The 24503-nt window shown below is 65.3% G+C and carries 23 protein-coding genes and 2 tRNA genes; 14 read left to right on the plus strand and 11 right to left on the minus strand.

The features are described 5' to 3' along the window. Window positions 1-390: 390 nt before the first annotated feature. A tRNA-Gln gene (locus B6V73_RS05875) sits at window positions 391-465 on the minus strand. 98 nt (window positions 466-563) lie between these two features. On the opposite strand from B6V73_RS05875, the gene B6V73_RS05880 reads away from it, so the two are divergent. Continuing rightward, window positions 564-1754, plus strand: a complete 1191-nt coding sequence (locus tag B6V73_RS05880) for an NAD(P)/FAD-dependent oxidoreductase (RefSeq protein WP_088724947.1) — start codon at window positions 564-566, stop codon at window positions 1752-1754. A gap of 95 nt (window positions 1755-1849) precedes the next feature. Here the strand turns inward: B6V73_RS05880 and B6V73_RS05885 are convergent, their stop codons facing one another. Then, window positions 1850-3154 (minus strand): UDP-glucose/GDP-mannose dehydrogenase family protein, encoded by a 1305-nt coding sequence (locus B6V73_RS05885; protein WP_088724780.1) that lies wholly within the window; start codon window positions 3152-3154, stop codon window positions 1850-1852. A 311-nt stretch (window positions 3155-3465) separates the two neighbouring features. Between B6V73_RS05885 and B6V73_RS05890 the strand changes: the two genes are divergently transcribed. From B6V73_RS05890 to B6V73_RS05915, 6 genes are all read left to right on the plus strand, one after another. After that, entirely contained in the window at window positions 3466-3654 is a 189-nt protein-coding gene (locus tag B6V73_RS05890; RefSeq protein WP_172976163.1) for a hypothetical protein, read from the plus strand. A 271-nt stretch (window positions 3655-3925) separates the two neighbouring features. Continuing rightward, entirely contained in the window at window positions 3926-4969 is a 1044-nt protein-coding gene (locus B6V73_RS05895) for a TRAP transporter substrate-binding protein (protein ID WP_088724781.1), read from the plus strand. Between the two features lie 2 nt (window positions 4970-4971). Beyond that, entirely contained in the window at window positions 4972-5484 is a 513-nt protein-coding gene (locus tag B6V73_RS05900) for a TRAP transporter small permease (RefSeq protein WP_088724782.1), read from the plus strand. Continuing rightward, on the plus strand, window positions 5477-6790 hold the full coding sequence (locus B6V73_RS05905; RefSeq protein WP_088722469.1) for a TRAP transporter large permease: 1314 nt from the start codon (window positions 5477-5479) through the stop codon (window positions 6788-6790). Before B6V73_RS05900 ends, B6V73_RS05905 begins: the two co-directional genes overlap by 8 nt. Before the next feature lie 69 nt (window positions 6791-6859). Continuing rightward, entirely contained in the window at window positions 6860-7177 is a 318-nt protein-coding gene (locus B6V73_RS05910; RefSeq protein WP_075774285.1) for an antibiotic biosynthesis monooxygenase, read from the plus strand. Window positions 7178-7277: 100 nt separating this feature from the next. Then, window positions 7278-7550, plus strand: coding sequence for a hypothetical protein (locus tag B6V73_RS05915; RefSeq protein ID WP_075774286.1), 273 nt, complete (start codon window positions 7278-7280; stop codon window positions 7548-7550). A gap of 15 nt (window positions 7551-7565) precedes the next feature. On the opposite strand, the gene B6V73_RS05920 is transcribed toward B6V73_RS05915, so the two are convergent. Next, the gene (locus tag B6V73_RS05920; RefSeq protein ID WP_088724783.1) at window positions 7566-8030 is read right to left on the minus strand and encodes a YdcF family protein; all 465 of its coding nucleotides are present in this window, start codon (window positions 8028-8030) and stop codon (window positions 7566-7568) included. A gap of 76 nt (window positions 8031-8106) precedes the next feature. Between B6V73_RS05920 and B6V73_RS05925 the strand changes: the two genes are divergently transcribed. Beyond that, the gene (locus B6V73_RS05925; RefSeq protein ID WP_075774288.1) at window positions 8107-8706 is read left to right on the plus strand and encodes a rhodanese-like domain-containing protein; all 600 of its coding nucleotides are present in this window, start codon (window positions 8107-8109) and stop codon (window positions 8704-8706) included. Window positions 8707-8709: 3 nt separating this feature from the next. On the opposite strand, the gene B6V73_RS05930 is transcribed toward B6V73_RS05925, so the two are convergent. Further along, window positions 8710-9468: a DUF6782 family putative metallopeptidase gene (locus tag B6V73_RS05930; protein WP_143597877.1), complete on the minus strand. Its 759-nt coding sequence runs from the start codon at window positions 9466-9468 to the stop codon at window positions 8710-8712. Further along, window positions 9465-11648 carry an excinuclease ABC subunit UvrB gene (gene uvrB, locus B6V73_RS05935; RefSeq protein WP_075774290.1) on the minus strand — a complete coding sequence of 728 codons (2184 nt, stop codon included), beginning with the start codon at window positions 11646-11648 and terminating at the stop codon, window positions 9465-9467. The genes B6V73_RS05930 and uvrB overlap by 4 nt, the downstream gene beginning before the upstream one ends. 413 nt (window positions 11649-12061) lie before the next feature. Between uvrB and B6V73_RS05940 the strand changes: the two genes are divergently transcribed. Beyond that, on the plus strand, window positions 12062-12373 hold the full coding sequence (locus B6V73_RS05940) for an ETC complex I subunit (protein ID WP_075774291.1): 312 nt from the start codon (window positions 12062-12064) through the stop codon (window positions 12371-12373). 87 nt (window positions 12374-12460) lie between these two features. Here B6V73_RS05940 and B6V73_RS05945 read toward each other — a convergent pair whose 3' ends face one another. The 4 genes from B6V73_RS05945 to B6V73_RS05960 form a co-directional block, all read right to left on the minus strand. Continuing rightward, on the minus strand, window positions 12461-13666 hold the full coding sequence (locus tag B6V73_RS05945; RefSeq protein WP_088724784.1) for an ABC transporter permease: 1206 nt from the start codon (window positions 13664-13666) through the stop codon (window positions 12461-12463). Next, on the minus strand, window positions 13666-14370 hold the full coding sequence (locus B6V73_RS05950; RefSeq protein ID WP_088724785.1) for an ABC transporter ATP-binding protein: 705 nt from the start codon (window positions 14368-14370) through the stop codon (window positions 13666-13668). The genes B6V73_RS05945 and B6V73_RS05950 overlap by 1 nt, the downstream gene beginning before the upstream one ends. Continuing rightward, entirely contained in the window at window positions 14367-15617 is a 1251-nt protein-coding gene (locus B6V73_RS05955) for an efflux RND transporter periplasmic adaptor subunit (RefSeq protein WP_088724786.1), read from the minus strand. Before B6V73_RS05955 ends, B6V73_RS05950 begins: the two co-directional genes overlap by 4 nt. 190 nt (window positions 15618-15807) lie before the next feature. Continuing rightward, window positions 15808-17880: a [FeFe] hydrogenase, group A gene (locus B6V73_RS05960; RefSeq protein ID WP_088724787.1), complete on the minus strand. Its 2073-nt coding sequence runs from the start codon at window positions 17878-17880 to the stop codon at window positions 15808-15810. 160 nt (window positions 17881-18040) lie between these two features. Here B6V73_RS05960 and B6V73_RS05965 point away from each other — a divergent pair, with 160 nt between their 5' ends. The 5 genes from B6V73_RS05965 to B6V73_RS05985 all read left to right on the plus strand — a co-directional run bounded on the left by B6V73_RS05965 (window position 18041) and on the right by B6V73_RS05985 (window position 21188). Next, entirely contained in the window at window positions 18041-18889 is an 849-nt protein-coding gene (locus B6V73_RS05965) for a hypothetical protein (protein ID WP_088724788.1), read from the plus strand. 203 nt (window positions 18890-19092) lie between these two features. Further along, on the plus strand, window positions 19093-19914 hold the full coding sequence (locus B6V73_RS05970) for a lytic transglycosylase domain-containing protein (protein WP_088724948.1): 822 nt from the start codon (window positions 19093-19095) through the stop codon (window positions 19912-19914). A gap of 68 nt (window positions 19915-19982) precedes the next feature. After that, window positions 19983-20450, plus strand: coding sequence for a GNAT family N-acetyltransferase (locus tag B6V73_RS05975; RefSeq protein WP_075774298.1), 468 nt, complete (start codon window positions 19983-19985; stop codon window positions 20448-20450). Between the two features lie 41 nt (window positions 20451-20491). Further along, a tRNA-Arg gene (locus tag B6V73_RS05980) sits at window positions 20492-20568 on the plus strand. 146 nt (window positions 20569-20714) lie between these two features. Further along, window positions 20715-21188 (plus strand): glycine zipper 2TM domain-containing protein, encoded by a 474-nt coding sequence (locus tag B6V73_RS05985; protein ID WP_168174871.1) that lies wholly within the window; start codon window positions 20715-20717, stop codon window positions 21186-21188. Between the two features lie 48 nt (window positions 21189-21236). On the opposite strand, the gene B6V73_RS05990 is transcribed toward B6V73_RS05985, so the two are convergent. After that, complete coding sequence (locus B6V73_RS05990) at window positions 21237-23075, minus strand: heavy metal translocating P-type ATPase (RefSeq protein WP_088724790.1); 1839 nt, start codon at window positions 23073-23075, stop codon at window positions 21237-21239. A 129-nt stretch (window positions 23076-23204) separates the two neighbouring features. Then, window positions 23205-24500: an MFS transporter gene (locus B6V73_RS05995; protein ID WP_206185565.1), complete on the minus strand. Its 1296-nt coding sequence runs from the start codon at window positions 24498-24500 to the stop codon at window positions 23205-23207. Window positions 24501-24503 lie beyond the last annotated feature (3 nt).

Consider the following 24503-nt stretch of genomic DNA (forward strand, 5'->3'; position numbering starts at 1 on the left):
CGAGCCTCGACGGGCTCGCCCCGTGGGAGTATCACCAAAGGTCGAAAGAGGACCAAACCCTGAACAGAGCTAACCTATAAACGCGGACTCGAAGGGGAGCAGGTCAAAATCCTTGAGGAGCATTACGCAGGGCTTTCTTGATCGCTTCTGTCGTGAACGCGCCAATAGGGCGGGGCCTTCGGGTTCCGCCCTTTTTCGATTCGGGAGAAGTATAATGAACGACCCAGTAACGCCGAGGCTGAGCTTGCGGCTGTAGAGTGCGCGAGAGCGATCCTTCGACTCGACGAGAATGTGCGCCTAGATGGTCCGGGAACGTTATCCGCAAAAGTGTTCCGTTTGCGAAACTGGTCCGGTCCGCAATTAGCTGGTTTCGCTATAAAAAAAGGAGAGTGGCTGGGGCGGTAGGATTCGAACCTACGGTGCGCGGTACCAAAAACCGGTGCCTTACCACTTGGCTACGCCCCAACTTGGGGGCTATCTAGCCAAGCTCGCGCGGGGCTTCAAGAGGAAAATCCGACAAATTTCGATTGCGCGTCATGCGCCGCTACGGCAAGCGAGGCGGCATGGAAAAATGCGATGTTGTGATACTCGGCGCGGGCGCTGCCGGGCTGATGGCCGGGATCGAGGCGGCGCGGCGCGGGCGGTCGGTGCGCGTGCTCGACCACGCACGGCGCCCGGGCGAGAAGATTCGAATCTCCGGCGGCGGGCGGTGCAACTTCACCAACCGGCTACTGACCCGGCAGAATGCGACCGAACGCTTCCTGTCGCGCAATCCCCGCTTCGCTCTCTCGGCGCTGTCGCGCTATACGCCTGCGGATTTCATCGCGCGGTTGGATGCGGCAGGGATCGCGTGGCACGAGAAACATCTCGGCCAGCTGTTCTGCGACGGGAAGGCTACGCAGATCATCGACCTGCTGCTGCGCGATCTGCGTGCGGCAGGGGGCGAGCTGTCGCTCGAGACCTCGATCTACCGGGTGGAGCGCGAGAGCGACGGTTTCCTGGTGACGACCTCGCAAGGCCCGATCCGCGCGGCTTCGGTAATTGTGGCGACGGGCGGCAAGTCGATCCCGAAGATGGGGGCGTCCAGCCTCGGCTACGAGATCGCGCAGCGCTTCGGCCTCGAGATCGTCGAGACGCGCCCCGCTCTGGTGCCCCTGACCTTCGCCGAGCAGGATCTCGCGCGCACCGCGCCGCTGTCCGGCCTGGCGCGGCCCGTCGATCTGCGGCTCGGCAAGACGCATTTCGCCGAGGATTTGCTGTTCACCCATCGCGGGCTGTCCGGCCCTGCAATCCTGCAGATATCCAGCTATTGGCGCGAGGGCGACACGCTCAGGGTCGATCTCGCGCCAGACGATGACATCGCGGCGGCGCTGGCTGAGCAGCGCGACGCGGCGGGCCGGCAGGCGCTGCACAATGCGCTTGCGCGGCATCTGCCGGAGAAGCTCGCGCAATTTGTGGTGGCGGAGGCAAAGCTCAAGGGGCGGCTGGCCGAGCAATCGAACAAGGATCTGGCCAAGCTCGACGATCAGATTCATCGCTGGCAGGTGCGGCCCGTGGGCTCGGAAGGCTATCGCACGGCGGAGGTCACGCTGGGCGGCGTGTCCACCGATGCGCTCGACGCGAAGACGATGGAAGCCAAGCAGGTGCCAGGGCTCTATTTCATCGGCGAGGTGGTCGATGTCACCGGCTGGCTCGGTGGCTACAACTTCCAGTGGGCCTGGGCGTCCGGCTGGGCGGCGGGGCAGGTGGCCTAAGCGGCCTCCCCTTCCTCTTGGGAGAAATATCCCGGGGGGCCGAAGGGCGGGGGCAGAGCCCCCTCCCCGGGGCCGATCCCGGCGCGGCCGCTTCCTTACCGCCCGACCGCGACGTAATCCGCGAAGCCCGCCTTCCTGACGTCCTTCTCGGAGTAGATGTTGCGCAGGTCGGCCATGCGCGCGGTCTCCATCGTCGCTGCGATCTTCTGCAGATCGAGCGCGCGGAACTCGTTCCACTCGGTCAGGATCACCACGCAATCGGCCTTCTCGGCTGCCGCATAGGCGTCATCCATCCAGGACACGCCCGGCAGCAGCGCTTCGCCCTCGCGCTTGCCCTGCGGGTCGACCACACGGACCTTCGCGCCGCCGCCCACCAGTGCGGGCACGATGGTCAGGGCAGGGGCCTCGCGCATGTCGTCGGTGTTCGGCTTGAAGGTCACGCCATAGACCGCGATCGTCTTGCCATTGACCGAGCCGCCGCAGAGATCGACGACCTTCTCGATCATCCGCCGCTTGATGTCGTCATTCACCTTGATCACCGTCTCGACGATCTCCATCGGGCAGGAATAGTCCTGACCGATCCGCGCCAATGCCGCGGTGTCCTTCGGGAAACACGAACCGCCGTAGCCCGGGCCCGCATGGAGGAACTTGTTGCCGATCCGGCCGTCGAGACCCATGCCGCGCGAGACCTGCTTGATATCGGCGCCGGTCTTCTCGCAGAGCCGCGCGATCTCGTTGATGAAGGTGATCTTCGTCGCGAGAAATGCGTTCGCCGCGTATTTGATCATCTCGGCGGTTTCCAGATCGGTGTAGAGGATCGGGAATTCGCGCAGGAAGAGCGGGCGGTAGATCTCACCCATCACCGCCTCGGCCTTCTCGGAGGTGGTGCCGACGACGACCCGGTCGGGCCGCATGAAATCGTCGATCGCCGCGCCCTCGCGCAGGAATTCGGGGTTGGAGGCCACGTCGAACTCGATGTCGGGACGGGTCTTGCGCACAACCTCCGCGACCTGACGGTTGGTGCCCACCGGCACGGTCGATTTCGTCACGATCACCGCATAGCCGGTCATAGCGTTGGCGATCTCCTCGGCGGCGGCCATCACATAGGTCAGGTCCGCATGGCCATCGCCGCGCCGCGTCGGCGTGCCCACCGCGATGAAGACCGCATCGGCGCCTGCAACGGCTTTCTTCAGGTCGGTGGTGAAGGAAAGACGCCCGCCTTCGACGTTCTTCACCATCAAATCGTCGAGGCCCGGCTCGTAGATCGGCACGCGGCCGCCCTCGAGCATTTCGATCTTCGCGGGGTTCTTGTCGACGCAAACGACCTCATGGCCGAAATCCGAGAAACACACCCCCGAAACCAGGCCAACATAGCCCGTGCCGATCATCGCGATTTTCATATTCTCGTCCTTGCCTGTGCTATGTCGATGCCTTGATTCCCGGGCGGCGAAGATGCAAGCCATTTCCCGGCAAGTTCTGGTAATTCTTCTCAGAATCCGCGCCGCTCAAGAAGCGCAGAATGGTGCCATGTGCCGCGTTAGACACGAATTGTGGGCATTTCATGCAATAAACGTGCCAAAGTGCAACAGTCTTCGCCTCTGCGTGAATGGGCCGTGTAATTCACTCTTTGCAATCCCGGGAAGCTGTGTAAGTCTCGCCGGGAAGCTGCCAGAAAACCCGGCGGCTCCCTACGGTAATGACGGAGATTACTATGAAAAAGATCGCTACCATCGCCCTGGCCCTCGGCCTCACCGGTTCGACCGCTTTCGCCGGTGGCTACACCGCTCCGGTCGTCGAGCCCGAGCCCGTCGTGGTTGAGCAGTCGTCGTCCTCGAACGCCGGCATCATCATCCCGGTTCTGCTGCTGCTCGGCGTTGCTGTCGCAGCCTCGAACAACTAATTTCGGTTAACACCGAATTGGAAGAGGCCGGACGTTAGCGTTCCGGCCTCTTTCATTTCCGGAGATACGGGGTAGGGCCTGACGCTCCGGGGACAGGAAAAGCCCGCGCTTGGCGCGGGTTTTTCTTTTGCGGAAAGAGGAGGGATCCGCCCGAGCGGGGCACCGGATCGCGCGCCGCATGACAGATCCCGTCCTCTCGGGAAAAGCAAAACTGGACGTCGGGGCATCCGCCGGGTAAATCCGCTCTGGACTGCGTGAGAGGGAGCCCCGCATGAGCCAGAGATTCACCCGCCGTGAGAGTTTCGCCCTTGCCGCAGGCGCCGCCGCTCTGGCCGCGCCGCCCGTGTTGGCCGACGAGCCGGAGGTCACTCTGCGACTCCACCAGTTCCTGCCGCTGACCAGCTTCGTGCCCGCCCATATCCTCACACCGTGGATCAAGGCGGTCGAGGAGGCGACGCAGGGCCGGGTTCGCATCCAGCACTACCCCTCCATGCAGTTGGGCGGGAAACCGACCGATCTCGTCGATCAGGTCACCGATGGGGTGGTCGACATCGTCTGGACACTGCCGGGCTACACGCCGGGACGGTTCCCGCGCACCGAGGTGATGGAGCTGCCCTTCATGGTCGCCGAGGCCGAGGCGGCCTCCGCAGCGCTGTGGGAATTGGCGCAAGCGAAGATGATCGACACGGATTTTCGCGACTTCCATCTTCTGGGCACCTGGGTGCACGGGCCGGGCGTTATCCACGCGAACAAGGCGGTGCGGAACATTCCCGATTTCGAGGGGCTGAAACTGCGCGGGCCTTCGCGGGTGACGACGAAGCTGCTGGAGCATTTCGGCGCGACGGCAGTCGGGATGCCGGTGCCTTCTGTGCCCGAGGCGCTTTCCCGCGGGACGATCGATGGGGCGCTTTTGCCTTGGGAGGTGTCCGCCTCGTTGCATATCGGCGAGCTGATCCACCATCACACGCAATTCGCCGGGCCGTCGATCTACACCGCGAGCTTCATCCTCGCGATGAACAAGGAGCGCTACGCCGCGCTCGATCCCGAACTGCAAGCCGCGATCGACAGCGTCTCCGGCGCCGACTTCTCGGCGCAGGCGGGCCGTTTGCAGCAGGCCGAGGATATCCCCTCGCGTCAGGCCGCGATGGATCTGGGCAACGAGATCATCACGATCCCGGCCGAGGATACACCTATGTGGAGAGACGCCTCGCAGCCCGTGATCGACGCATGGGTCGCCGAGATGAAAGAGAACGGCGTGCCGGGCGATGAGCTACTGGAAACCGCGCGCGCCCTGATCGAGAAACACCTGTTCTGAGCATGGCTCGCGGCGCGATCGAGAGGGCGGCGCAGGGGCTCGCGCTGCTCGGCGGGCTGGTGCTATTGGCGCTGGTCGTGATGACCTGTCTCTCCAGCCTCGGCGCGCTCGGCTTGAAGGGCGCGCAAGGCGGCTGGCTCCCCGGGGGCGTTGGGATAGGCCCGTTCAAGGCAGGTTTCGAGATCGTCGAACTGAGCCTGCCTGCCATCGTCTACGCTATGATCCCCTTGGTGCAACTGCGCCACGCCCATGCGCGGGTCGAGATCCTGCGTGGCCGTTCGGCGCGCTGGCTTGACCTGTTCTGGCAGTTGGTGGCGGCGGTGTTGTTCGCTGTGATCGCGTGGCGGATCGGATTGGGTATGGGGGCGAAGATGCGCTCGGGCACCACGACCTTCCTGCTGGGGCTGCCGCTCTGGTGGGGCTATGCGGCCTGCTTGCCCGGCGCATGGGGCTCAGCCGTGGTGGCCACGTGGAACGGCTGGCGGCTTGCGGCTGGCGGGGGATACGATGAGTGATTTCGCCCTCGCATTGACCTCTTTTCCGCTATTGCTGCTGATGATCGCCCTGCGCGCGCCGATCGGGCTGGCCATGCTGATCTTGGGCGCAGGCGGGCTCTGGGCGCTGACCGGAAGCCCGCAGATCTGGCTCGCCAAGATGAAGAACGAGGGGTTTTCGACCTTCGCCCATTACGAGCTGTCGGTAATCCCGATGTTCCTGCTGATGGGGCAATTCGCGACCCAGGGCGGGATGAGCCGGGCGCTGTTTCGTGCCGCGGACGCGCTGATCGGGCACCGGCGGGGCGGGCTGGCGATGTCAGCGATCGCAGCCTGCGCGGGCTTTGGTGCGATCTGCGGCTCCTCGCTCGCGACGGCGGCGACGATGGGGCGTGTGGCGCTGCCCGAGATGCGGGCGGCGGGCTATTCGAGCGCGCTCGCCACCGCGACGCTCGCGGCGGGCGGCACGCTCGGCATCCTGATCCCGCCCTCGATCGTACTGGTGATCTTCGCGATCCTCACCGAGCAGAACATCGCGACGCTCTTCGCCGCCGCCGTGCTGCCGGGGCTGCTGGCGGTTCTGGGCTACGTGATCGCGACGCGCGCCTACCTGATCCGGCATCCTGACGCCGCCGGCGCTCCGCGCGCTGCGCTCAATTTGACCCAACGTGTGCGGGCGCTGATTGGAATCTGGCCAGTGGTCGCGATCTTCGCGCTCGTCGTAGGTGGCATCTATGGCGGCATCGTCTCGCCCACCGAAGGTGCGGCCATCGGCGCGGCGCTGACCGGGATCGCCGCCTGGGCCTCGGGGGGCTTGCGCGGAGGCGGGCTGGTGCGCGCCCTTTTGGAGACCGCGCAGACGACCGGGATGGTGTTCTTCATCATCCTTGGCGCGGCGGTCTATAACGGGTTCCTCGGCTTCGCGCGCTTCCCACAGGAACTCGCGCAGATGATCACCGGCGCGGGGGTGTCTCCGTGGGCTGTGCTGATCGCGATGCTGGTTCTTTATCTCGTGCTCGGTTGCTTCATGGACAGCCTCTCGATGATCCTGCTGACCGTTCCGACCTTCTGGCCGATCGTCGCGGGGCTCGATTTCGGCCTCGACCCGCAGGCACTCGCGATCTGGTTCGGGGTGCTGGTGCTGATCGTGGTCGAGGTCGGGCTGATCACGCCGCCCGTGGGCATGAACCTCTTCGTCATTTCCGCCATCGAAGGGCAGGGGCCGGGCCGCGCGAGCTGGGGCGCGGTCAGCTGGTTCGTCGGCGCCGATCTGATCCGGATCGCGCTGATCGTAGCGATCCCGGCGCTGGCGCTTCTGCCGCTCTGATACGGGAGAACAAAAGAGCGGTGATTTCTGCGCGCTTCTGTGCGAGCATGACCCGGAGGAGGACCGCCCATGACCGAGATTACCAGCGATTTCAAAGGACAGACCGTGATCTGCACCTTCGAGATGACGCCCGCCACAGCCGACGAATTGATGGAGAAGCTGCAAGCCGCCTATGCCGAGGTGATCTCGAAAGCGCCCGGTTTCATCGGCGCGGGCCTGCATATGAACGACGCGCGCACGCGGATCGCGACCTATTCCAAATGGCACGAGCGCGGCGACTATCAGGCGATGCTGCGCAGCCCCGAGATGATCGAGCGCAACCGGGTCATCTACACGCTCTGCCGCAATTTCGAGCCGGTGATGTACGAAGTTTCCGCCGATTTCTGACTGGCACGCACGGGGCGCTGCTCTGCCGAAATAGGCGCGCGAAGAGGGAACTTCAGAGCGCGCCTCGCGTTGATGTGAAAAGACATATCGGAGTGAAATCATGGAAAGCGTTCTGCAAGCAATCGGCACGGTCGGCCTGATCCTTCTCGTGCTCGCAGGTCTTCTGGCGGGCTGGATCGCGAGCGTCGTCTCGGGCGGACGTCACAAAGCCGCCTATCTGGCGATCGGCGTCGTCGGCGCCCTCATCACCCCGTTCATCGTGGCCCTTCTGGGCGGAGCGGTGCTTGCGGCGGGCGGCCTGCTTGCGATAATCGCCATCGCGCTTGTCGGGGCGGTGATCGTGCTGATCATCGGCAAGATGATCCTCGACTGACGCATGCGGCGCGGGTCAGGGCAAGGGCCCGCCCCGCGCCATCCACCATCCCAGCTTCAGGTAGGCGAAGCCTTCGCGGGCGCGGGCCTTCGCGCTTGCGCGGTGCGTGGGGCAATCCGCGCGTGCCCGCAGCCCCATCCGGCGCGCGATCATCACCGCGCGCGGTGCGTGGTAGGGATCGGTGACGATGGTTACCTCGTCGCCATCCAGATGCGCCTGCGCGAAGCCGATATTCTCGTAAGTGCTGGTCGAGCGATCTTCGAGAAGGATCGCCTCAGAATCCACTCCTTCCGCGCGCAATATCCGGGCCATCACTTCCGCCTCGCTCGGTGGATACCGCCCGACACCCCCGCAGCAGATCACCCGCTCCGCCGCGCCCGAGTGCCATAGCGCAGCCGCGTGCCGCGTGCGCCGTAGCAAAGTGGGGGACGGGGCGCCCTCCGCCCAGACCGCCGCACCGAGGATCAAAATCGCTCTCATTTCGTTGAGCTAAAGATCCGCACGTCCGGCGACAAGGCCGGGAGTTATGTTAAGATCACGAAAAAGGGAGGTTATCATGCGTTTCATGTTTCTTGCCGCGCTGCTTGTTGCCGCGCCTGTTCTGACCGCGCCCGCTTTCGCCGAACCGGTGAATATTCGCCCGGACGTTATGTCCGTGACCGTGGAGACTGCCAAGGGGCCGGTCGAGATCAAGCGGATTCAGGATAACGAGAACAAGCTGGAAGGCGAGTGGGCCAAGACCTCGCGCCCCTGTCCGAATTTCTGCATCCAGCCGATGATCCCGGCGCCGGGTGTGACCCCGGTGGGTGAACTGGAGATGATGGAGTTTCTCAAGGATCCCAACGTGGTGGTCGTCGACGGACGTGTGACCCGCGATTTTGAGGGCGGTGCGATCCCGGGCGCGATCAACATTCCCTACATGGAAGCCCCCGATCGTCTGGGCGAGCTTGGCTGTCAGCCCGATTTCGAGGGCTTCATCTGCGATGGTCCGGACGTGAAATCGGTCGCGCTTTACTGCAACGGTCCGTGGTGCGGCCAGTCGCCGACAGCCGCGCGCCGGATGATCGAAGCCGGCTTCCCGGCGGAAAAGATCTATTACTACCGCGGCGGGATGCAGCAATGGCGGCTGCTGGGCTTGACGGTCAGCGGCGGCTGACCCTCATCCTCCGGATTCTGCGCAAGGGTAGGCTTCGCCATCGGGAAGCCGACAAAGCGCGTTGAAGAAGCCGCTGGAAAGTCGATCATAGCTGAGCATTCTGTGGTCCCGGTCGCGGGACTCGAGATAATCGCTGCACGACGCGAGGTAGTATAGCTCGCGTCGTTCGTCTTTCGCGTACCATTGGGTGAACGCGGCGCTGGCCGCACTGATGAGATCGCCCGAGCGGCCCATTTCGGCCTCGAACGCGGTCGCGATATCGGCCTGCATTGGCCAGGTCGCCAGCGCGTTCCAGGTGTCGGGCATCCCGGCTTTGCGCAAATCCCAGGCGACGGCGAGACTGTAGGTGGTGGCATCGGCCTCCATCGCGAAGATCGCGCGGGCGTTTTCCTTCATCGACAGGTTCGGCTCGGGGCAGGAGCCGTGGAATTTCTGCTCCAGATGGCGCAATTCGTGAATCAGAACTGCCTTTTGCAAGGCGGGTGCCATATCGGTGGCGATCACGAGCCGGGAGGAGCGCGGCTCGAAATATCCCCGCGCATCGTGCAGCGTGTCGGCAACACACAGCTCTCTAGCGTCTCGAAAGAGCGCAACATGAAGGCTCGGCCAGCGGTCAAGCGCGGGACGCAGCTGATCGACGATGGTTGCGACCTCGGGGGGATCGTCGAATGGCGGTGCGGCGCAGGTTAGGGTCTGGGCCTGCGCGGGCAGGGCGAGCGCGCCGAGCCAGAGGCTCAGCAAGAGGCGCCGGACAAGCCTCACCGCCCCTTCCGCCGCTTCACACCCCCGCGCTGGCCCGGGCGACCCGCAGTAGACCGGCCCGTCGCCTTGACCGCAGCCTCGCTTGCCGCTTCCACTGCGGACTGTCGTGCGAGCGGGTCGTCGTGGACGGCGAGGTCCACCGCTTCGAGACGTTTCACCTCGTCGCGCAGGCGGGCGGCTTCCTCGAATTCCAGATCTTCGGCGGCCTTGCGCATTTTCGCGCGCATGTCGTCCAGATGAGCCTGAAGGTTGGCCCCCGGCTTCACCGCATCGACCTTGGCGGTCACGCGCGACATGTCGGTGTCGCCCTGATAGAGGCCCGCCAGAACGTCATCGACATTCTTCTTGATCGTCTCCGGCGTGATGCCGTGTTCCTCGTTATAGGCGATCTGCTTGGCGCGGCGGCGGTCGGTCTCGTCCATCGCGCGCTGCATCGAGCCGGTGATCCTGTCAGCATACATGATGACCCGCCCCTCGGAGTTCCGCGCGGCGCGGCCGATGGTCTGAATCAGCGAGGTTTCCGAACGCAGGAAGCCCTCCTTGTCGGCATCGAGGATCGCGACCAGCCCGCATTCGGGAATGTCCAAACCCTCGCGCAGCAGGTTGATCCCGATCAGCACGTCGAACGCGCCCAGGCGCAGGTCGCGCAAGATCTCGATCCGCTCGATCGTGTCGATGTCGGAGTGCATGTAGCGCACGCGAACGCCCTGCTCGTGCAGGTATTCGGTCAGATCCTCGGCCATGCGTTTGGTCAGCGTGGTGACCAGCGTGCGATAGCCGCGCGCCGCGACGGTGCGGATTTCATCAAGCACGTCGTCTACCTGCGTCTCGACCGGGCGGATCTCCACGACCGGGTCGAGGAGGCCCGTGGGGCGAATGACCTGTTCGGTGAAGACGCCACCGGTCTGTTCCAGCTCCCATGCGGCGGGCGTCGCCGAGACGAAGACCGACTGCGGCCGCATCGCATCCCATTCCTCGAACTTGAGGGGGCGGTTATCCATGCAAGACGGCAGGCGGAAGCCGTGTTCTGCCAGCGTGAACTTGCGCCGATAGTCCCCGCGATACATGCCGCCGATCTGGGGCACGGTGACGTGGCTCTCGTCGGCGAAGACGATCGCGTTGTCGGGGATGAATTCGAACAGGGTGGGCGGCGGCTCACCGGGTGCGCGACCCGTGAGGTAGCGCGAATAGTTCTCGATCCCGTTGCAGACGCCGGTCGCCTCCAGCATCTCCAGGTCGAAATTCGTGCGCTGTTCGAGGCGCTGCGCCTCCAGCAGCTTGCCTTCCTCTTCCAGCTGCTTCAGCCGGAGCGCCAGCTCCTTGCGGATGCCCTTGGCCGCTTGCTGCAGGGTCGGGCGTGGTGTGACGTAGTGGCTGTTCGCGTAGATGCGGATCTGGTCGAAACTGTCGGTCTTCGCGCCCGTCAGCGGGTCGAACTCGGTGATCGCCTCCAGCTCTTCGCCGAAGAAGGAGAACCGCCAGGCGCGGTCCTCCAAGTGGGCGGGCCACAGATCGACCGTGTCGCCCTTCACCCGGAACGCGCCGCGCTGGAAGGCCGCGTCGAGGCGTTTGTACTGTTGCGCCACCAGCTCGTTGATGAACTTGCGCTGCTCGATCAGGTCGCCGGTCTTGAGATCCTGGGTCATCGCCGAATAGGTCTCGACCGAGCCGATGCCGTAGATGCACGAGACCGAGGCCACTATGATCACGTCGTCACGTTCCAGAAGCGCCCGGGTGGCCGAGTGGCGCATCCGGTCGATCTGCTCGTTGATCTGCGATTCCTTCTCGATATAGGTGTCCGAGCGCGGCACGTAGGCTTCGGGCTGGTAGTAGTCGTAATATGAGACGAAATATTCCACCGAGTTTTCGGGGAAGAAGCTCTTGAACTCGCCGTAGAGCTGCGCGGCCAGGGTCTTGTTGGGCGCGAGGATGATCGCGGGGCGCTGAGTCTCCTCGATCACCTTTGCCATGGTGAAGGTCTTGCCGGTCCCGGTCGCCCCGAGCAGCACCTGATCGCGCTCCATCGCCTCGACCCCGGAAGACAGCTCTGCAATCGCGGTGGGCTGGTCGCCGGCCGGAGCGTACTGAGTGTGCATCACGAACCGCTTGCCGCCTTCCAGCTTGGGGCGGGTAAGCACATCGGGGCGTTCGGTGGGCAGATTGGTATTGTTGTGGGGCATCGGGCAGACCTTTTGCTTGCTCCCCAGATTTGTCCTCTTTTCGTTCGCATTCAAGGGTTTGCGAGGGAGGTTGAGAAAAGCTTAATGGGCGCTGTCGGATTGTCCATATTTAACAGAGGCTTGTGGCGGAGTTCGGCCTGGGGTCGCGACGGTCTGGGGGAGCGTCTTTTGCCTCTTGGGGCGTGTCCGACCGCCGAGCGGCGCGTCACCCTGAGCTTGCCCTCCGGTCGGTTCGCAGGTCCGCTACTTTATTTGTGCAAAGCGGATGCCCGGGCAACAGCGGCGGACGGTCTTCCTTCCTTCCCGCTGCACCCTGCATAATCGTCGCGCATCCGTCGCCATTGCGCTCCGGGGCTTGCGATTTGTTGCAGATGCACTAAGAAAAGCCAGAGGTATCGCAGAGGAGTTTGCCCATGCGCGCGCGCATCTACCAACCCGCCCGCAACGCCATGCAATCGGGCAACGCGAAGACGCGGTTCTGGTATCTCGACTACGTCGCTGCCGACGCTCGCGAAATCGACCCGCTGATGGGCTGGACCAGCTCGAACGACACGCAGGCGCAGGTACGGCTGCGCTTCGAGACACGCGAAGCGGCGGAAGCCTATGCCAAGGAAAAGGGCATCGATTACGTCGTGACCGAGCCGCATAAGCGCGCCCCGAATGTCCGCGCTCGCGGCTACGGCGAGAACTTCGCCACCGACCGCCGCGCGAACTGGACGCACTGAGGGGCCAGGTCCTCACCAACGAATGACGAGAACGGCGTTGCGGTGGCAGCGCCGTTTTGCGTTTCAGGGGCCACCCGGCCACCGCCTCTACTGGTAATGAAGCGCATCGATCGGGTCGAGCCGTGCCGCGCGTCGCGCCGGGAAGTAGCCGAAGACCATTCCCACTACCGCCGAGAAGCCGAAGGCGAGAAGAATGATATCCGGGCGTGGCGAGAAGGGGATCGCCATGATCCGCGACGCGACATAGGCGAGGCCGAGGCCGAAGAGGATGCCGATGATCCCGCCCAGAACCGAGAGCACCACCGCCTCCACCAGAAACTGCATCAGCACCTGATGCGCCTGCGCGCCGACCGAGAGGCGGATGCCGATCTCGCGGGTACGCTCGGTCACCGAGACGAGCATGATGTTCATGATGCCGATGCCGCCCACCAGCAGGCTGACCGCCGCGACGGAGGAGAGCAGGCCGGTGAGCACCGAGTTGACCGAATTGAGCATCGAACTCAGCTCGGCCATGTCGAAGACCGAGAAATCGTCCTCTTCGCCGATGGCGATGCGACGCCGCTCGCGCATCAGGGTCTCAATGTCGGAGGTCGCCCGGGCCGTCGACACGTTCGGCGCGACCTGAACCGAGATCGTGGAAACGTCCTGACTGCCCATCAGCCGTCTTTGCACCGTTCGGATGGGCATGATGACGAGATCGTCCTGATCCTGCCCGAACGAGCCTGCACCTTTCGCCTTCAGCAAGCCGATCACCTCGCAGGAAATCGACTTGATGCGGACCTTCTCGCCAGTCGGATCGGTCGCGCCGAACAGGGTCGTCCGCACGGTCTCGCCGATGATGCAAAGATTGGCGCCGCTGCGATCCTCGGCCGGGGTGAAGCTGCGCCCGAGTGCGAGAGACCAGCCACCGATATCGAGATAGGCGGAGGTCGTCCCGGTGATCGAAGTCATGCGGTTGTTATTGCCGAACACGGCCGTGGCCGCGGTCGAGACGACCGGCGCGACGGCGGAGAGGCTGCTCAGGTCTTTCAGCGCCTCGGCGTCCGACAGCTTGAAGGGCGGGGCGGCCTCGCGCGATCCGGGCCCCATCATCCGCGCACCGGATCGCAGGACGAGAACATTGGTGCCGAGCGCGGCGACATTCGCCGAGACCTGTTCCGAGGAACCTTGCCCGACGGTCATCATCGCGATGACGGCCGCCACCCCGATCACCACGCCCAGCACGGTGAGAAAGGAGCGAAGCGCGTTTCGGATGATCGCGGTGAGTGCGAGCCGGATGGTTTCCCAGAGCATCACAGGGCCCCCTCGCGCATCTTCTCGTCACGCACGACCCGGCCGTCGGTGAAGACGACGAGGCGCGAAGCGTAGGCGGCCATATCCTCCTCATGCGTGACCATGACGATGGTCAGGCCGGACTCGCGGTTGAGATCCTGCATCAGGTCCATGATCTCGACGCTGCGTTTGGTGTCGAGATTGCCCGTGGGCTCGTCGGCGAGCATAACCATCGGTTCTCCCGCAAGCGCCCGCGCGATCGCGACCCGTTGCTGCTGACCGCCCGAGAGCTGCGACGGCGTGTGATCCTCGCGCCCCTCAAGCCCGACCCGTGCCAGAGCCAGCTGGGCGCGCGCCACGCGTTCGGCCTTCCGCATCCCTTTATAGATCAGCGGAAGTTCGACGTTCTCCAGCGCGGTGGTGCGGGGCAGAAGGTTGTAGCCCTGAAAGACGAAGCCGAGGTAATGCCTGCGCAGCAGGGCCGTTTGATCGCGGTTCAGGGTCGCGACCTCGACGCCGTTGAACAGGTAATTCCCCGCGGTGGGCCGGTCGAGGCAGCCGATGATATTCATTGCGGTCGACTTTCCCGACCCCGAGGGGCCCATGATCGCAAGGAATTCCCCCGGTTCGACGCGAAGATCCACGCCGTCGAGTGCACGCACGAGGGTCTCCCCGTGGCCGTAGTGGCGCTCGATTCCGCGCAGCTCGAGGAGCGGCTCACTCATCGCGACGTGTCCCGCTGATCGGTGATGACCTGATCGCCGACGACCAGGTCGCCTTCGGTGACGATCGTGAACTTGCCATTCGTCGCCCCCGGCGTGACCGCAACCTCGACAGGGGTGCCGTCGCGAAGAACCCAGACGGATTTCCCGCTCGCGGTACCGCTCTCCGAACCCGGTCGGCTCGGTATCACGAGGCCGATGAGCCCGCTCGCGCCATTGCCTGCGTCTTCGACCTGTTGCGGGGGCGCATAGCGCAGCGCCGCATTCGGGATCAGGAGCGCGTCCTTGGCCTCGTCCACGGTGATCGTCGCCGTCGCGGTCATGCCGGGGCGCAACAGCAGGTCGGCATTGTCGACCGCCAGCACACCCTTGTAGGTCACGACATCGTCGGTGGTCTCGGGGGCGTAGCGCACCTGCGTGATCGTCGCCGGGAAAGAGCGACCGGAATAGGCGTCGACAGTGAATGTCGCGTCATTGCCGACCGCGACCTGACCGATATCCGCCTCGTCGATATCGACGAGCAACTGCATGCGGCGCAGGTCCTCGGCGAGCGTGAACAAGGTGGGCGCGGATAGCGAGGCGGCCACGATCTGACCGGCCGAGACATTGCGGTCCAGAACGACGCCGTTGATCGGGGACCGGATGACCGATTTCTCGAGATCGTCCTTCTCCAAAGCAAGGTTCGCCTCGGCCAAAGTCAGCGACGCTTTCGCGGCCTGAACGGCCGCCACCGCGCGATCGCGCTGCGCGATATAGGTGACGAAGGTGCTATGGGTCGAGACGCCGCGCCGGTCCAGTTCCGCCTGTGTCTCGTAGAGTGCCGTCGCTTCCTTCTGGGTGGCTTCGGCCTGTGCGAGCTGCGCCTTGGCGGCCGCAAGCGCGGCCTCGGCATTGGCGACCTGCGCCTTGAATTTCGTATCGTCGAGCCGCGCGAGCACCTCACCCACCGTGACCTCGTCGTTATAGTCGACGTCGATGCTTGCCAGCGTACCCGACAGCTCCGAGGAGACCTCGACTTCCGTCGTGGGCTGCACCGTGCCGGTCGCGGTGACCGTGACGGTCAAATCGCCCCGGGTGACGGCCTGCGTGATGTAGCTCGTGCCGGTGCTGTCGCGGGACGGCGCCAACCAGACCCAAGCGCCGACCGCGATCACGAGGGCCCCCGCGCCGAGGGCCCAGAGCCGCCAAGGTCGGCGGCTTTTCGCGCTGGACAATACGTGTTCGATCTCGTCGCGGCTCTGACTCGGCATGATGAATCCGTTCCGGTTTCTCGTCCCGCAGGGGCGGGCAGGTGTGATACGTCGCAAAGGATGAACCCCGTCGCCCGCCATGGCCTTGCTCTAGAACAAGAAGCGAAGAAGAAACGCGCGTGGGGTCGGCGAGTTGATCAATTCGCGATCTGTCGTCGGCCGCTGCGGGCAATGCTTGCACATCACCGCATCAAAGGACCGTGCGCGTGAGGGTCTTGATCGCCATCTGCGAATATCCGTCCTCCTCCACGGTGCTCAGCTCCAGATCGAAGCGGCTGCGGCTCCCGTCGGGGGCGAGGACCGTGAGATCGTCGATATCCGAGGCGCGCTCCATCTGGTGGCGCGCATATTTCGCGCCGCGCAGGTTCGGCGGAAGCTTCGCGTCGATGAGCCCCGCGATCTCGTCCGCGCCGGTCAGCACGCCGAAGGGAGAGGCGGTCGACCAGACCCCGTCGGGATGAAACAGCTTTGCAGCCGCCGCACCGTCGCGCCGGTCCACGCAATCCAGAAAGCGCATCAGCAGCGAGCGTTTGGAATGTCTGGCGGCGTAATGGGTGTGGAGCAGATGGTGCGCGGTCGGGGAGTTCGGCGCGCCCAGTTCCGAGGCATAGAGCGCCTGCACATCCGCATTCTCATAGGAACGGCGGCGCGGTGCCTTTGCATCGACGCTGTAGATCGCCTTGGCGCGTTTTTGCAGAATTTGCGGGTCCATGGATTTCGGCTCGCCGCCGCCGCCGAGGCAGCCACCGACGCAGGCCATGACCTCGATCGCGACATAGTCCTCGCGCCACGTCTCATCCTCCAGCATGCGCTGGGCGGACGCGATCCCGTTGCACACGGCCACCGTGCCGACGCCGGGAATGGTCGCGGTCTTCACGCCCTCGCGCACACCGCGCAATGCCTCCCATTCCAGCGGCAGATCGTGCTCGACCCCTTTGAAATGCGCAGCCGTGCGGACCATCGCCTCCATGACGCCGCCCGAGGCGCCGAATATCTGGGCGGCCCCGGTGCTCTCGCCCAGCGGGCTGTCGAATTGCCCGTCCTCGGAGAGCGCCCCGAACGGGATCCCGCGCGACCGGATCATCCGCGCCAGCTCTCGGGTGGTGAGCACATGATCCACGTCGCCCGAAACGCCGGGCCGCTGAGCCTCGTCCTTCTTGGCGGTGCAGGGCATCACGCTCACCACGTAGGGTTCGGCCTTGCCGTCTGCGAAATCAGGGCCCAGAGACCGCGCGAAGCGGCCCCGTTTGGCGATCGCGCCATGCATCTGCTGTGGCGATTTGGTCGTGCTCAGATGCGGCAGAAGATCGGGCCGGTTCAACTCGACCCAGTTCACCCAGCCCGGACAGCAGGAGGTGAACAGCGGCAAATCTGTGCCCGCCTCGAGGCGCGACAGCAGTTCAGTGCCTTCCTCCATGATCGTGAGATCGGCGGCGAAATTCGTGTCGAACACATAATCGAACCCCAAGAGCCGCAGCGCATTGATCAGGCGCCCCGTGCTGACAGTTCCCGACTCCAGACCGAATTCCTCGCTGATGGCGATGCGGGTCGCCGGGGCGACCTGAACCACGGAGACCCGCCGATGGGCATCGAGCGTGCGCAGCACCTCGTGCCAATGCGGGGCCTCGATCAGCGCGCCAACCGGGCAGACAAGTGTGCACTGGCCGCAGGAAATGCAGTTGGTCTGCGACAGCGGCACGTCGAAGACGGTGACGGGGCGCCGGTCGAAGCCCCGATTGGCGAAGCCGATCACGTTCTGGTTCTGCACGCTGTCGCCGCAGACCTCCGCGCAAAGCCCGCATTCGATACATTTCGACAGGTCCCGCCAGATGCTGGGGGAGGTGTGATCGCAGGAGGGTTCTTCCGACGCGGTGACGGCCCCGGCCGGCGTCTTCGGCCAACGCTCTTCCCACTGGTTCTCATGGACGAGACGCTGGAGCTGGCACGCCCCGTTCACTTCGCAGCGCATGCAGTCGTTCGGATGCCGCGCGAGCAGCCATTCCGCATCGGCTTTCCGAAAGGCAGTCAGCGCTTCGCTGTCCGTCGTCACCACGTCCCCATCCTTCGCCAGAGTGCGACAGGCCGGTTGCGGGTTCTGCGTGCCCTCGATCTCCACGAGGCACATGCGGCACACGGCATGGGCGGGCAGGCCGGGATAATGGCACAAGGTCGGGATGTGGATGCCGGCTGTCTTCGCCGCCTCCAGCAAGCTGGTGCCGTCCTCGACGTCGATATGTCGCCCATTGATCGTCAGCGTGATCATGCGAAGAAACCTCCCGATCCGAAAAGTATAACAGAGGCTCCCGTCGTCGCAGAAGGTCCACCTTCGGTCTGCCTCGCAGCCCGGTCGGCGAGGCGGATTCCCGGTTTTCGGCTCGGTCGTGCTACACTGACGCTTGATAGTGCTCGAAAGGACGGCGTGAATGGCCCGAGCCACCCGGACATCGCAACCAGCCCCGCTCTGGGGCATCGGCGCATATTGGCGCGGCGCGTACCCGCCGTGGATCGCGCTTATAGTCGTGCTGATCGGCGGGCGGTTCGCCGTGGCTCGGCTTTGGCAGGTCGTGTCGCCGCCGGTGCCAATGCCACTCTTCTCAATGCTCATCCTCGCGGACATCGCGCTGGCGGTATGGCAGGTGGTGGGGGCGTGGCGCAGCGTCTCGCATTGGGTCGATGCGCGGGCACGGGGCGATGTGCTGTTCGCCGCGCGTGTGGCGATCGGGGCCGTCGCGGTGGTGAGCGCGACGCATGCGCTCGACCAATCGGCGCGGCAAACGATGGCCTTGGCGCCGATCGCTCATGCCGGGCCGATGCCGCTGGAGGTGCGAAACGGCATCGTCTATCTCACCGGCGATATCAGCTACGATCTTCTGGCTCGGTTCGAGGCAACCCCGACGCAGGGCGTCTCGGCGATCGATCTCGACAGCGCCGGTGGGCACGTCTTTGCCGCCCGCGCGCTGGCGCAGCGCGTGATGAGGCGGGGGCTGAAGACGCGGGTGACGAAGCGATGCTACTCGGCCTGCACGCTGATTTTCATGGCAGGCGCGCATCGCGATCTTGGCCCCGAAGGGAAGCTGGGTTTTCACGGCTACAGCCTGGAAGCTTACCCGTTGCCGATCGACATCGGAAAAGAGGAGGAGATCGACCGCGCTTTCCTGCGCGAGCGTGGCGTGACGGCGCGCTTCGCCGCGCGGGTCTTCGCGACACCGCATACCGATATCTGGCGGCCTGACCGCCACGCGCTGACCGCCGCCGGGGTGCTGCGCGACTAGGGCTGCGCGACTGGGGCTGAGCGAAAGCTGCTTGAAGCCAGCCCATTCGTCCATGCAGCCGCACGATGTCTGGTGACTTCGTCCTTGAACTCGCGCTGGCCCCACGCCGGGAATCCCGGTAATTTTCCGCAATGCGAGCCGTCCTTTCCGCCCTGATCCTCTGTGCCCTCGCGGGGACGCCGAACGCGCAACCGGCGCGGGCGATGATCGGTCCGCCCGCGCCCGATCTGCGCTGCACTGCGGACGGGCGGCGATGTATCGGACTGACGGATTATTTCGCCGACACCTGCAGGCTCATTCAAAGCGCGGCCGACGAGGCTGGGCTCGATCCGGGCTATTTCGCGCGGCTTTTGTGGCGCGAAAGCCGGTTCGATCCGGCGGCGATCAGCCCGGCGGGCGCGCAGGGTATCGCGCAATTCATGCCGGGCACGGCGCGGCTGCGCGCGCTTGCCGACCCGTTCAACCCGGCGCAAGCGATCGAGGCCTCGGCGCGTTACCTCGGCGAGATGGCCAGACGCTTCGGCAATCCCGGCCTCGCAGCGATCGGCTATAACGGCGGCGAGGATCGCGCGGCGGGCTTCATTGCGAAGACCGGCGGCCTCGCGGGAGAAACCCGGGCCTATGTCCGCGCGATCACGGGGCACTCGGCAGAAGACTGGCGCGACACGCCGCCAGATAGGGTGGATTACAGGCTCGATGGCGATACGCCTTTCCTCGTCGCCTGCACCACATTGGCGGAGGGTCAGGCGATCCGCGAATTCCGCGATCCGGTCCCGCCCTGGGGCGTCATCGTGGCCGCCGGGCGCACCCAGAGATCGGCCGAGACTTTCGGGAAAAAGGCTGCCGCGCGCCACTCCGGGGTTATCGGCGACGCCAAGCTGCGCTTCGTACGTGCGGTCATGCCGGGCTTCGGACGACGCGCGCAATACACCGCGCAGGTCCCGGCGGGTTCGCGCAAGGAGGCGCTGGCGACCTGCGAGAAAATCCGCGGTGGGGGCGGCTTCTGCAAAGTCATTCGCAACTGATGCGTTTTCGCGCTGGAGGCCGGCGCGCGCCATGCCTAATCTGCCGCCGACACGAATGAGGACGCCCAATGCAAGACACGATCGAAATCGCGCGCGAGACCCCGCTGGGGGGCGATCTCGCAGAGCTTCACGCCCGCCACGCGGCGGCGATGCACGCCGATACGCCGCCGGAGTCGATCCACATGCTGCCGCCCGATGCGCTCGCCGCGCCCGGCATCTCGTTTTTCGTTATGCGGCAGGCGGGACGCCCGGTCGGCATGGGGGCGCTGAAGCGCATCGCGCCCGATGAGGGCGAGATCAAGTCGATGCACATCCTTTCCGAAATGCGCGGGCAGGGGCTGGCGCAGCGGATGCTCGAGCAGTTGGTCGAAGCCGCCCGCGCCGAGGGCATGGCGCGCCTCTATCTCGAGACCGGATCGCAGGATTCCTTCGCTCCGGCGCGCCAGCTTTACCTGCGCGCGGGATTTACGGAATGCGGGCCCTATGTCGGCTATCAACCCGATCCGAATTCCGTCTTCCTGATGCGCGCGATCTGAACTTGCGCCGCGCGCCCCGATCGCGCATTTAGGGGCCACGCGGTCCCTTAGCTCAACTGGATAGAGCAGCTGACTTCTAATCAGCAGGTTGAGGGTTCGAGTCCTTCAGGGATCGCCAAGAAACTTTCTCCCCTCCATGCAGCCTCCGCCTGCGACTTCTTCGCGCGTATTGTCCGAAAACAAGGAAACGCTCTCTGAGTCGCGGCAAGCTCTTCCTACGCCCCGATGTCGACGACATGCGGCGGAGCTACCATGGAGGTTCAAATGCGTTTCTTTCTTCTTGTCCTGCCGGCGGCGCTGAGCGTCGCTGCCTGTAACCCGACGCCGGGTCCCTATGCGACCGGGCCCTATAACGGCCCGGCCCCCGGCACGCGCACCACCTACAATTACGAGAGTGTGGAATACGGCCGCATCGTCGCGATGCAGCCGGTCACGATGCGCCGGACCAGTGACGGCGACCAGATCGTCGGCGCGGTCACGGGCGGTCTCGTCGGTGCCGTGATTGGCCATCAGCTCGGCTCAGGGCAAGGCAAGGACGTGATGACCGGCGTCGGCGCGATCGCGGGCACGATCGTCGGCAGCAACATCGCCAGCCAGGGCGGCACCTACACCTCCTATGCGTGGACCGTGCGGCTCGACAATGGCGGCTCGATCACCGTGATCCAGATGTCGAACCAGTTCCGCGTCGGCGACAGGGTGAGCGTCGTGCGCAGCGGCAACCAGGTCTACCTGCGATAGCATCGTTCGGCGCAGGGCCGGGTGAGGGCGCGCGATTGCGATGCGGTCTCACTCGGGCCTGATCCGGAGGGCGCGCAAGGCGTTGAGGATGACGGCGACGTCGATCACCTCCTGCAAAATCGCCCCCTCGACCGGGGTCAGGTAGCCGTAGGCGGCCGCGATCATACCGAGCACGGAGAGCCCGATCCCGGCGGCGACGCTCTCGAAGGCAATCCGCCGCGAGGACGCGGCGATTTCGATGCCCGCGCGCAGTTGATCGATCCGGTCGACGAGAAGCACCACATCCGCCGCTTCGGCCGAGGCGGCGGCCCCGCGTGCGCCCATGGCGACGCCGACATCTGCCGCGGCGAGGGCGGGCGCGTCGTTCACGCCGTCGCCCACCATCATGACCGGCCCGTTCTTGCGCTCGGAGAGCACGAGGAGGACTTTCTGGTCCGGTGTGAGGCCCGCGCGCAACCCGTCGAGGCCGAGCCCCTCGGTCACACGCTCGGCGACGTCCGTCCGGTCGCCGGTCGCGAGCAGGATGCGGGCGATCCCCTCCTGACGCAGCCCGTCGAGCATCGCGCCCGCACCTTCGCGCAGCGGATCGGCCATCACCAGATGCCCGGCCATCCTGCCATCCACTGCGACGGCGACGAGAACCGCCCCGGCGGCCATCGCTGGGTGATCGCCCGGTTTGCGCCCGACCCGCGCCGCTACGAAATCGTCGCCGCCGACGAATACCTTGCGCCCCTCGACATGGCCGACGACTCCCTCGCCCGCGATTTCAGCGACATCCGACGGGACGGGCAGGGTGAAGCCGCGCTCTTTCGCTTCAGCGACGATCGCCTGTGCTACGGGGTGTTTCGACGCCTGATCGAGCGCTGCGGCGAGGCGCAGGATCTCGTCCTCCTCCATCCCGTCATGGCTGTCGATGGACACGATCTGCGGGCGGCCGTCGGTCAGGGTCCCGGTCTTGTCGAGGATCAGCGTGCGGATACGCGCCATCGTCTCAAGCGGGCCCGCACCCTTGATGAGCACGCCGTAATGCGCCGCGCGCGAGAGGCCCGCGACCAGCGCGACCGGTACGGCGAGGATGAGCGGGCAGGGCGTCGCGACCACCAGAACGGCAACGGCCCGGATCGGGTCTCCGGTGAACCACCACGCGGCGAAGGCGATGGCGACGGTGACCACGAGAAAGCCCAGAGACCAGCGATCCGCCAGCCGCGACATCGGCGCCTTCGAGGCCTGCGCTTCCTCGACCAGCCGGACGATCCCGGCATAGGTGCTGTCCTTCGCGGGCCGCACCGCGATAAGGTCGAAGGCTTCGCCCGCGTTGGTCGAGCCGCTCATGATGTCGCCCCCGTGCGCCAGACGCACTGGCAAGGACTCCCCGGTCAGCGCCGATGTGTCCAGAAAAGCCGTCTCGGACGCCAAGGTCCCGTCCACGGGCACCACGTTGCCCTGATGGATCAGCAGGCGGTCCCCGGGGGCGATCTCGTCGAGGGAGATATCTTCCAGCTCGCCGTCGCGGTGACGCGTCGCGGTCCGAGGGACGCGGGAAAGCAGGTCGTGCATCTCCCGCCGGGCGCGGCCTTCGGCGAAGCTTTCGAGGAACGTGCCGCCGGAATACATCACCGCCACGACCGCGGCCGCGAGTGTTTCGTCAAAGACAAGCGCGGCGGTCATCGAGAGCGCGGCCACGATATCCAGACCGACTTCGCCGCGCCTCAGGCTGCGCGAGATTTCGTAAACCAGCGCGGCGAGGGTGGGCACGACGCCGACGACCCAGCTCGCTTTTGCCATGGCCTCGGCGCCCGCGAACCAGAAGGCGAGCCCCACGATCAGGGCCGCTGCGGCGAGCGCGAGAAGAGCGAGCTTGAGACGGTCGGTTCCGCGCTGTTCCATCCGGTCTGCGTTCCTTCTGCACGGTTCACGGTCGATCGCGCGTCAGTCCGCAGAGGATCGCGCCGATACCGTGATAGCGCATCCCGGCGATCGGTCCAGCCTTCAATCGGGTTTCGCCAGGCGATCCGGTCAGCGCAAGGGCGCGCGGCTGCGATCCGGGGTGAAGAGGAGTGCGACCACAGCGATCAAGCCCGCCACGAGCATGTAGAGCGCGGGGGCGGTGACGAGGCCCGTCGCGGCGATGAGGCTCGTGGCGATCATCGGGGTGAGACCTCCGAAGATGCCGAGGCCGATGTTGAAGGCCACGGAATAGCCCGAGAGCCGGTCCCGCTCGGGGAACATCTCCGCGAACAGGGCGGGCCCCGATCCCAGCGGTACGGCCAAGAGCAGGAAGCTCACCGCATGCGCCACCACCACGGGCAGAATCGCGCCGCCTGACGCGAGCATCCATTCGTGCAAGGGCCACGCGGCCAGCGCCAACGACCCGATCGCCAGAGCGATCCAGACCTTGCGCGGCAGCCACCGGTCGCCCACGATCGCCGCCAGTGGCATCGCGGGGATCACGAGGACCGTCATCGCGGTGTTGATCAGAAGCGCCGTGTCTCGCGCCATCAAGCCCTGGCCGGACAACCATTCCGGAAGATAGACGAAGGCGATGTAGTAGCAGGTGCCGTAACTGGCCGCGAAGGCCACCGCCAGAAGCGTCTCTTTACGGTTCGTCGTGAAGGCTTCGAGAAGGGGAGACGTCTCGTCGCGCCCCTCCTGATGCTGCCGGAAATGCTCGGACATGTGCAGGTTGCGGCGGATCAGGATCGCCACCGTCCCGAGGAGTGCGCCCCCAAGGAAGGGCAGGCGCCACGCCCAATCGGCGAGCGTCTGCGCGTCGAACAGGTTCGTCACCAGCGCCGCCGCCCCGACCCCGAGAAGTGATCCCGACATGGAGCCGATATTGGCCCAGCTCCCCGTCAAGCCGCGTTTCTTCAGGGGCGCGGTTTCGACAAGATAGGTCGCCGAGGACGAGAACTCCCCACCGACCGACAGGCCCTGCAGCAGCCGCACCAGAACCAGAAGTGCCGGCGCCAGCACGCCGACCTGCGCATAGGTTGGTAATATGCCCAGAAACAGCGTCGGAATCGCCATCATCACGACCGAGATCTGCATCGTTCGGGCGCGCCCGTAGCGGTCGCCGAACCACCCGAACACCGCCGCGCCTAGTGGACGCATCAGGAACCCGGCCGCGAAAATCCCGTAGGTTGCAATCAGGCCCGCGGTCGGGTCGTTCGAGGGGAAGAAGACCGGGGCGATGACGCCCGCCAGATAGCCATAGAGCGCGAAGTCATACCATTCGACCACGTTGCCGATGAAGCCGGCCATGATCCGGTGCCGAAGCTCTGCCGGTTTGGATGCGCTGTCGTCCCGCGTCATTGC

This window comes from Thioclava sp. JM3, from assembly GCF_002213185.1.
In the GTDB taxonomy this organism is placed as follows: Bacteria; Pseudomonadota; Alphaproteobacteria; order Rhodobacterales; family Rhodobacteraceae; genus Thioclava; species Thioclava nitratireducens.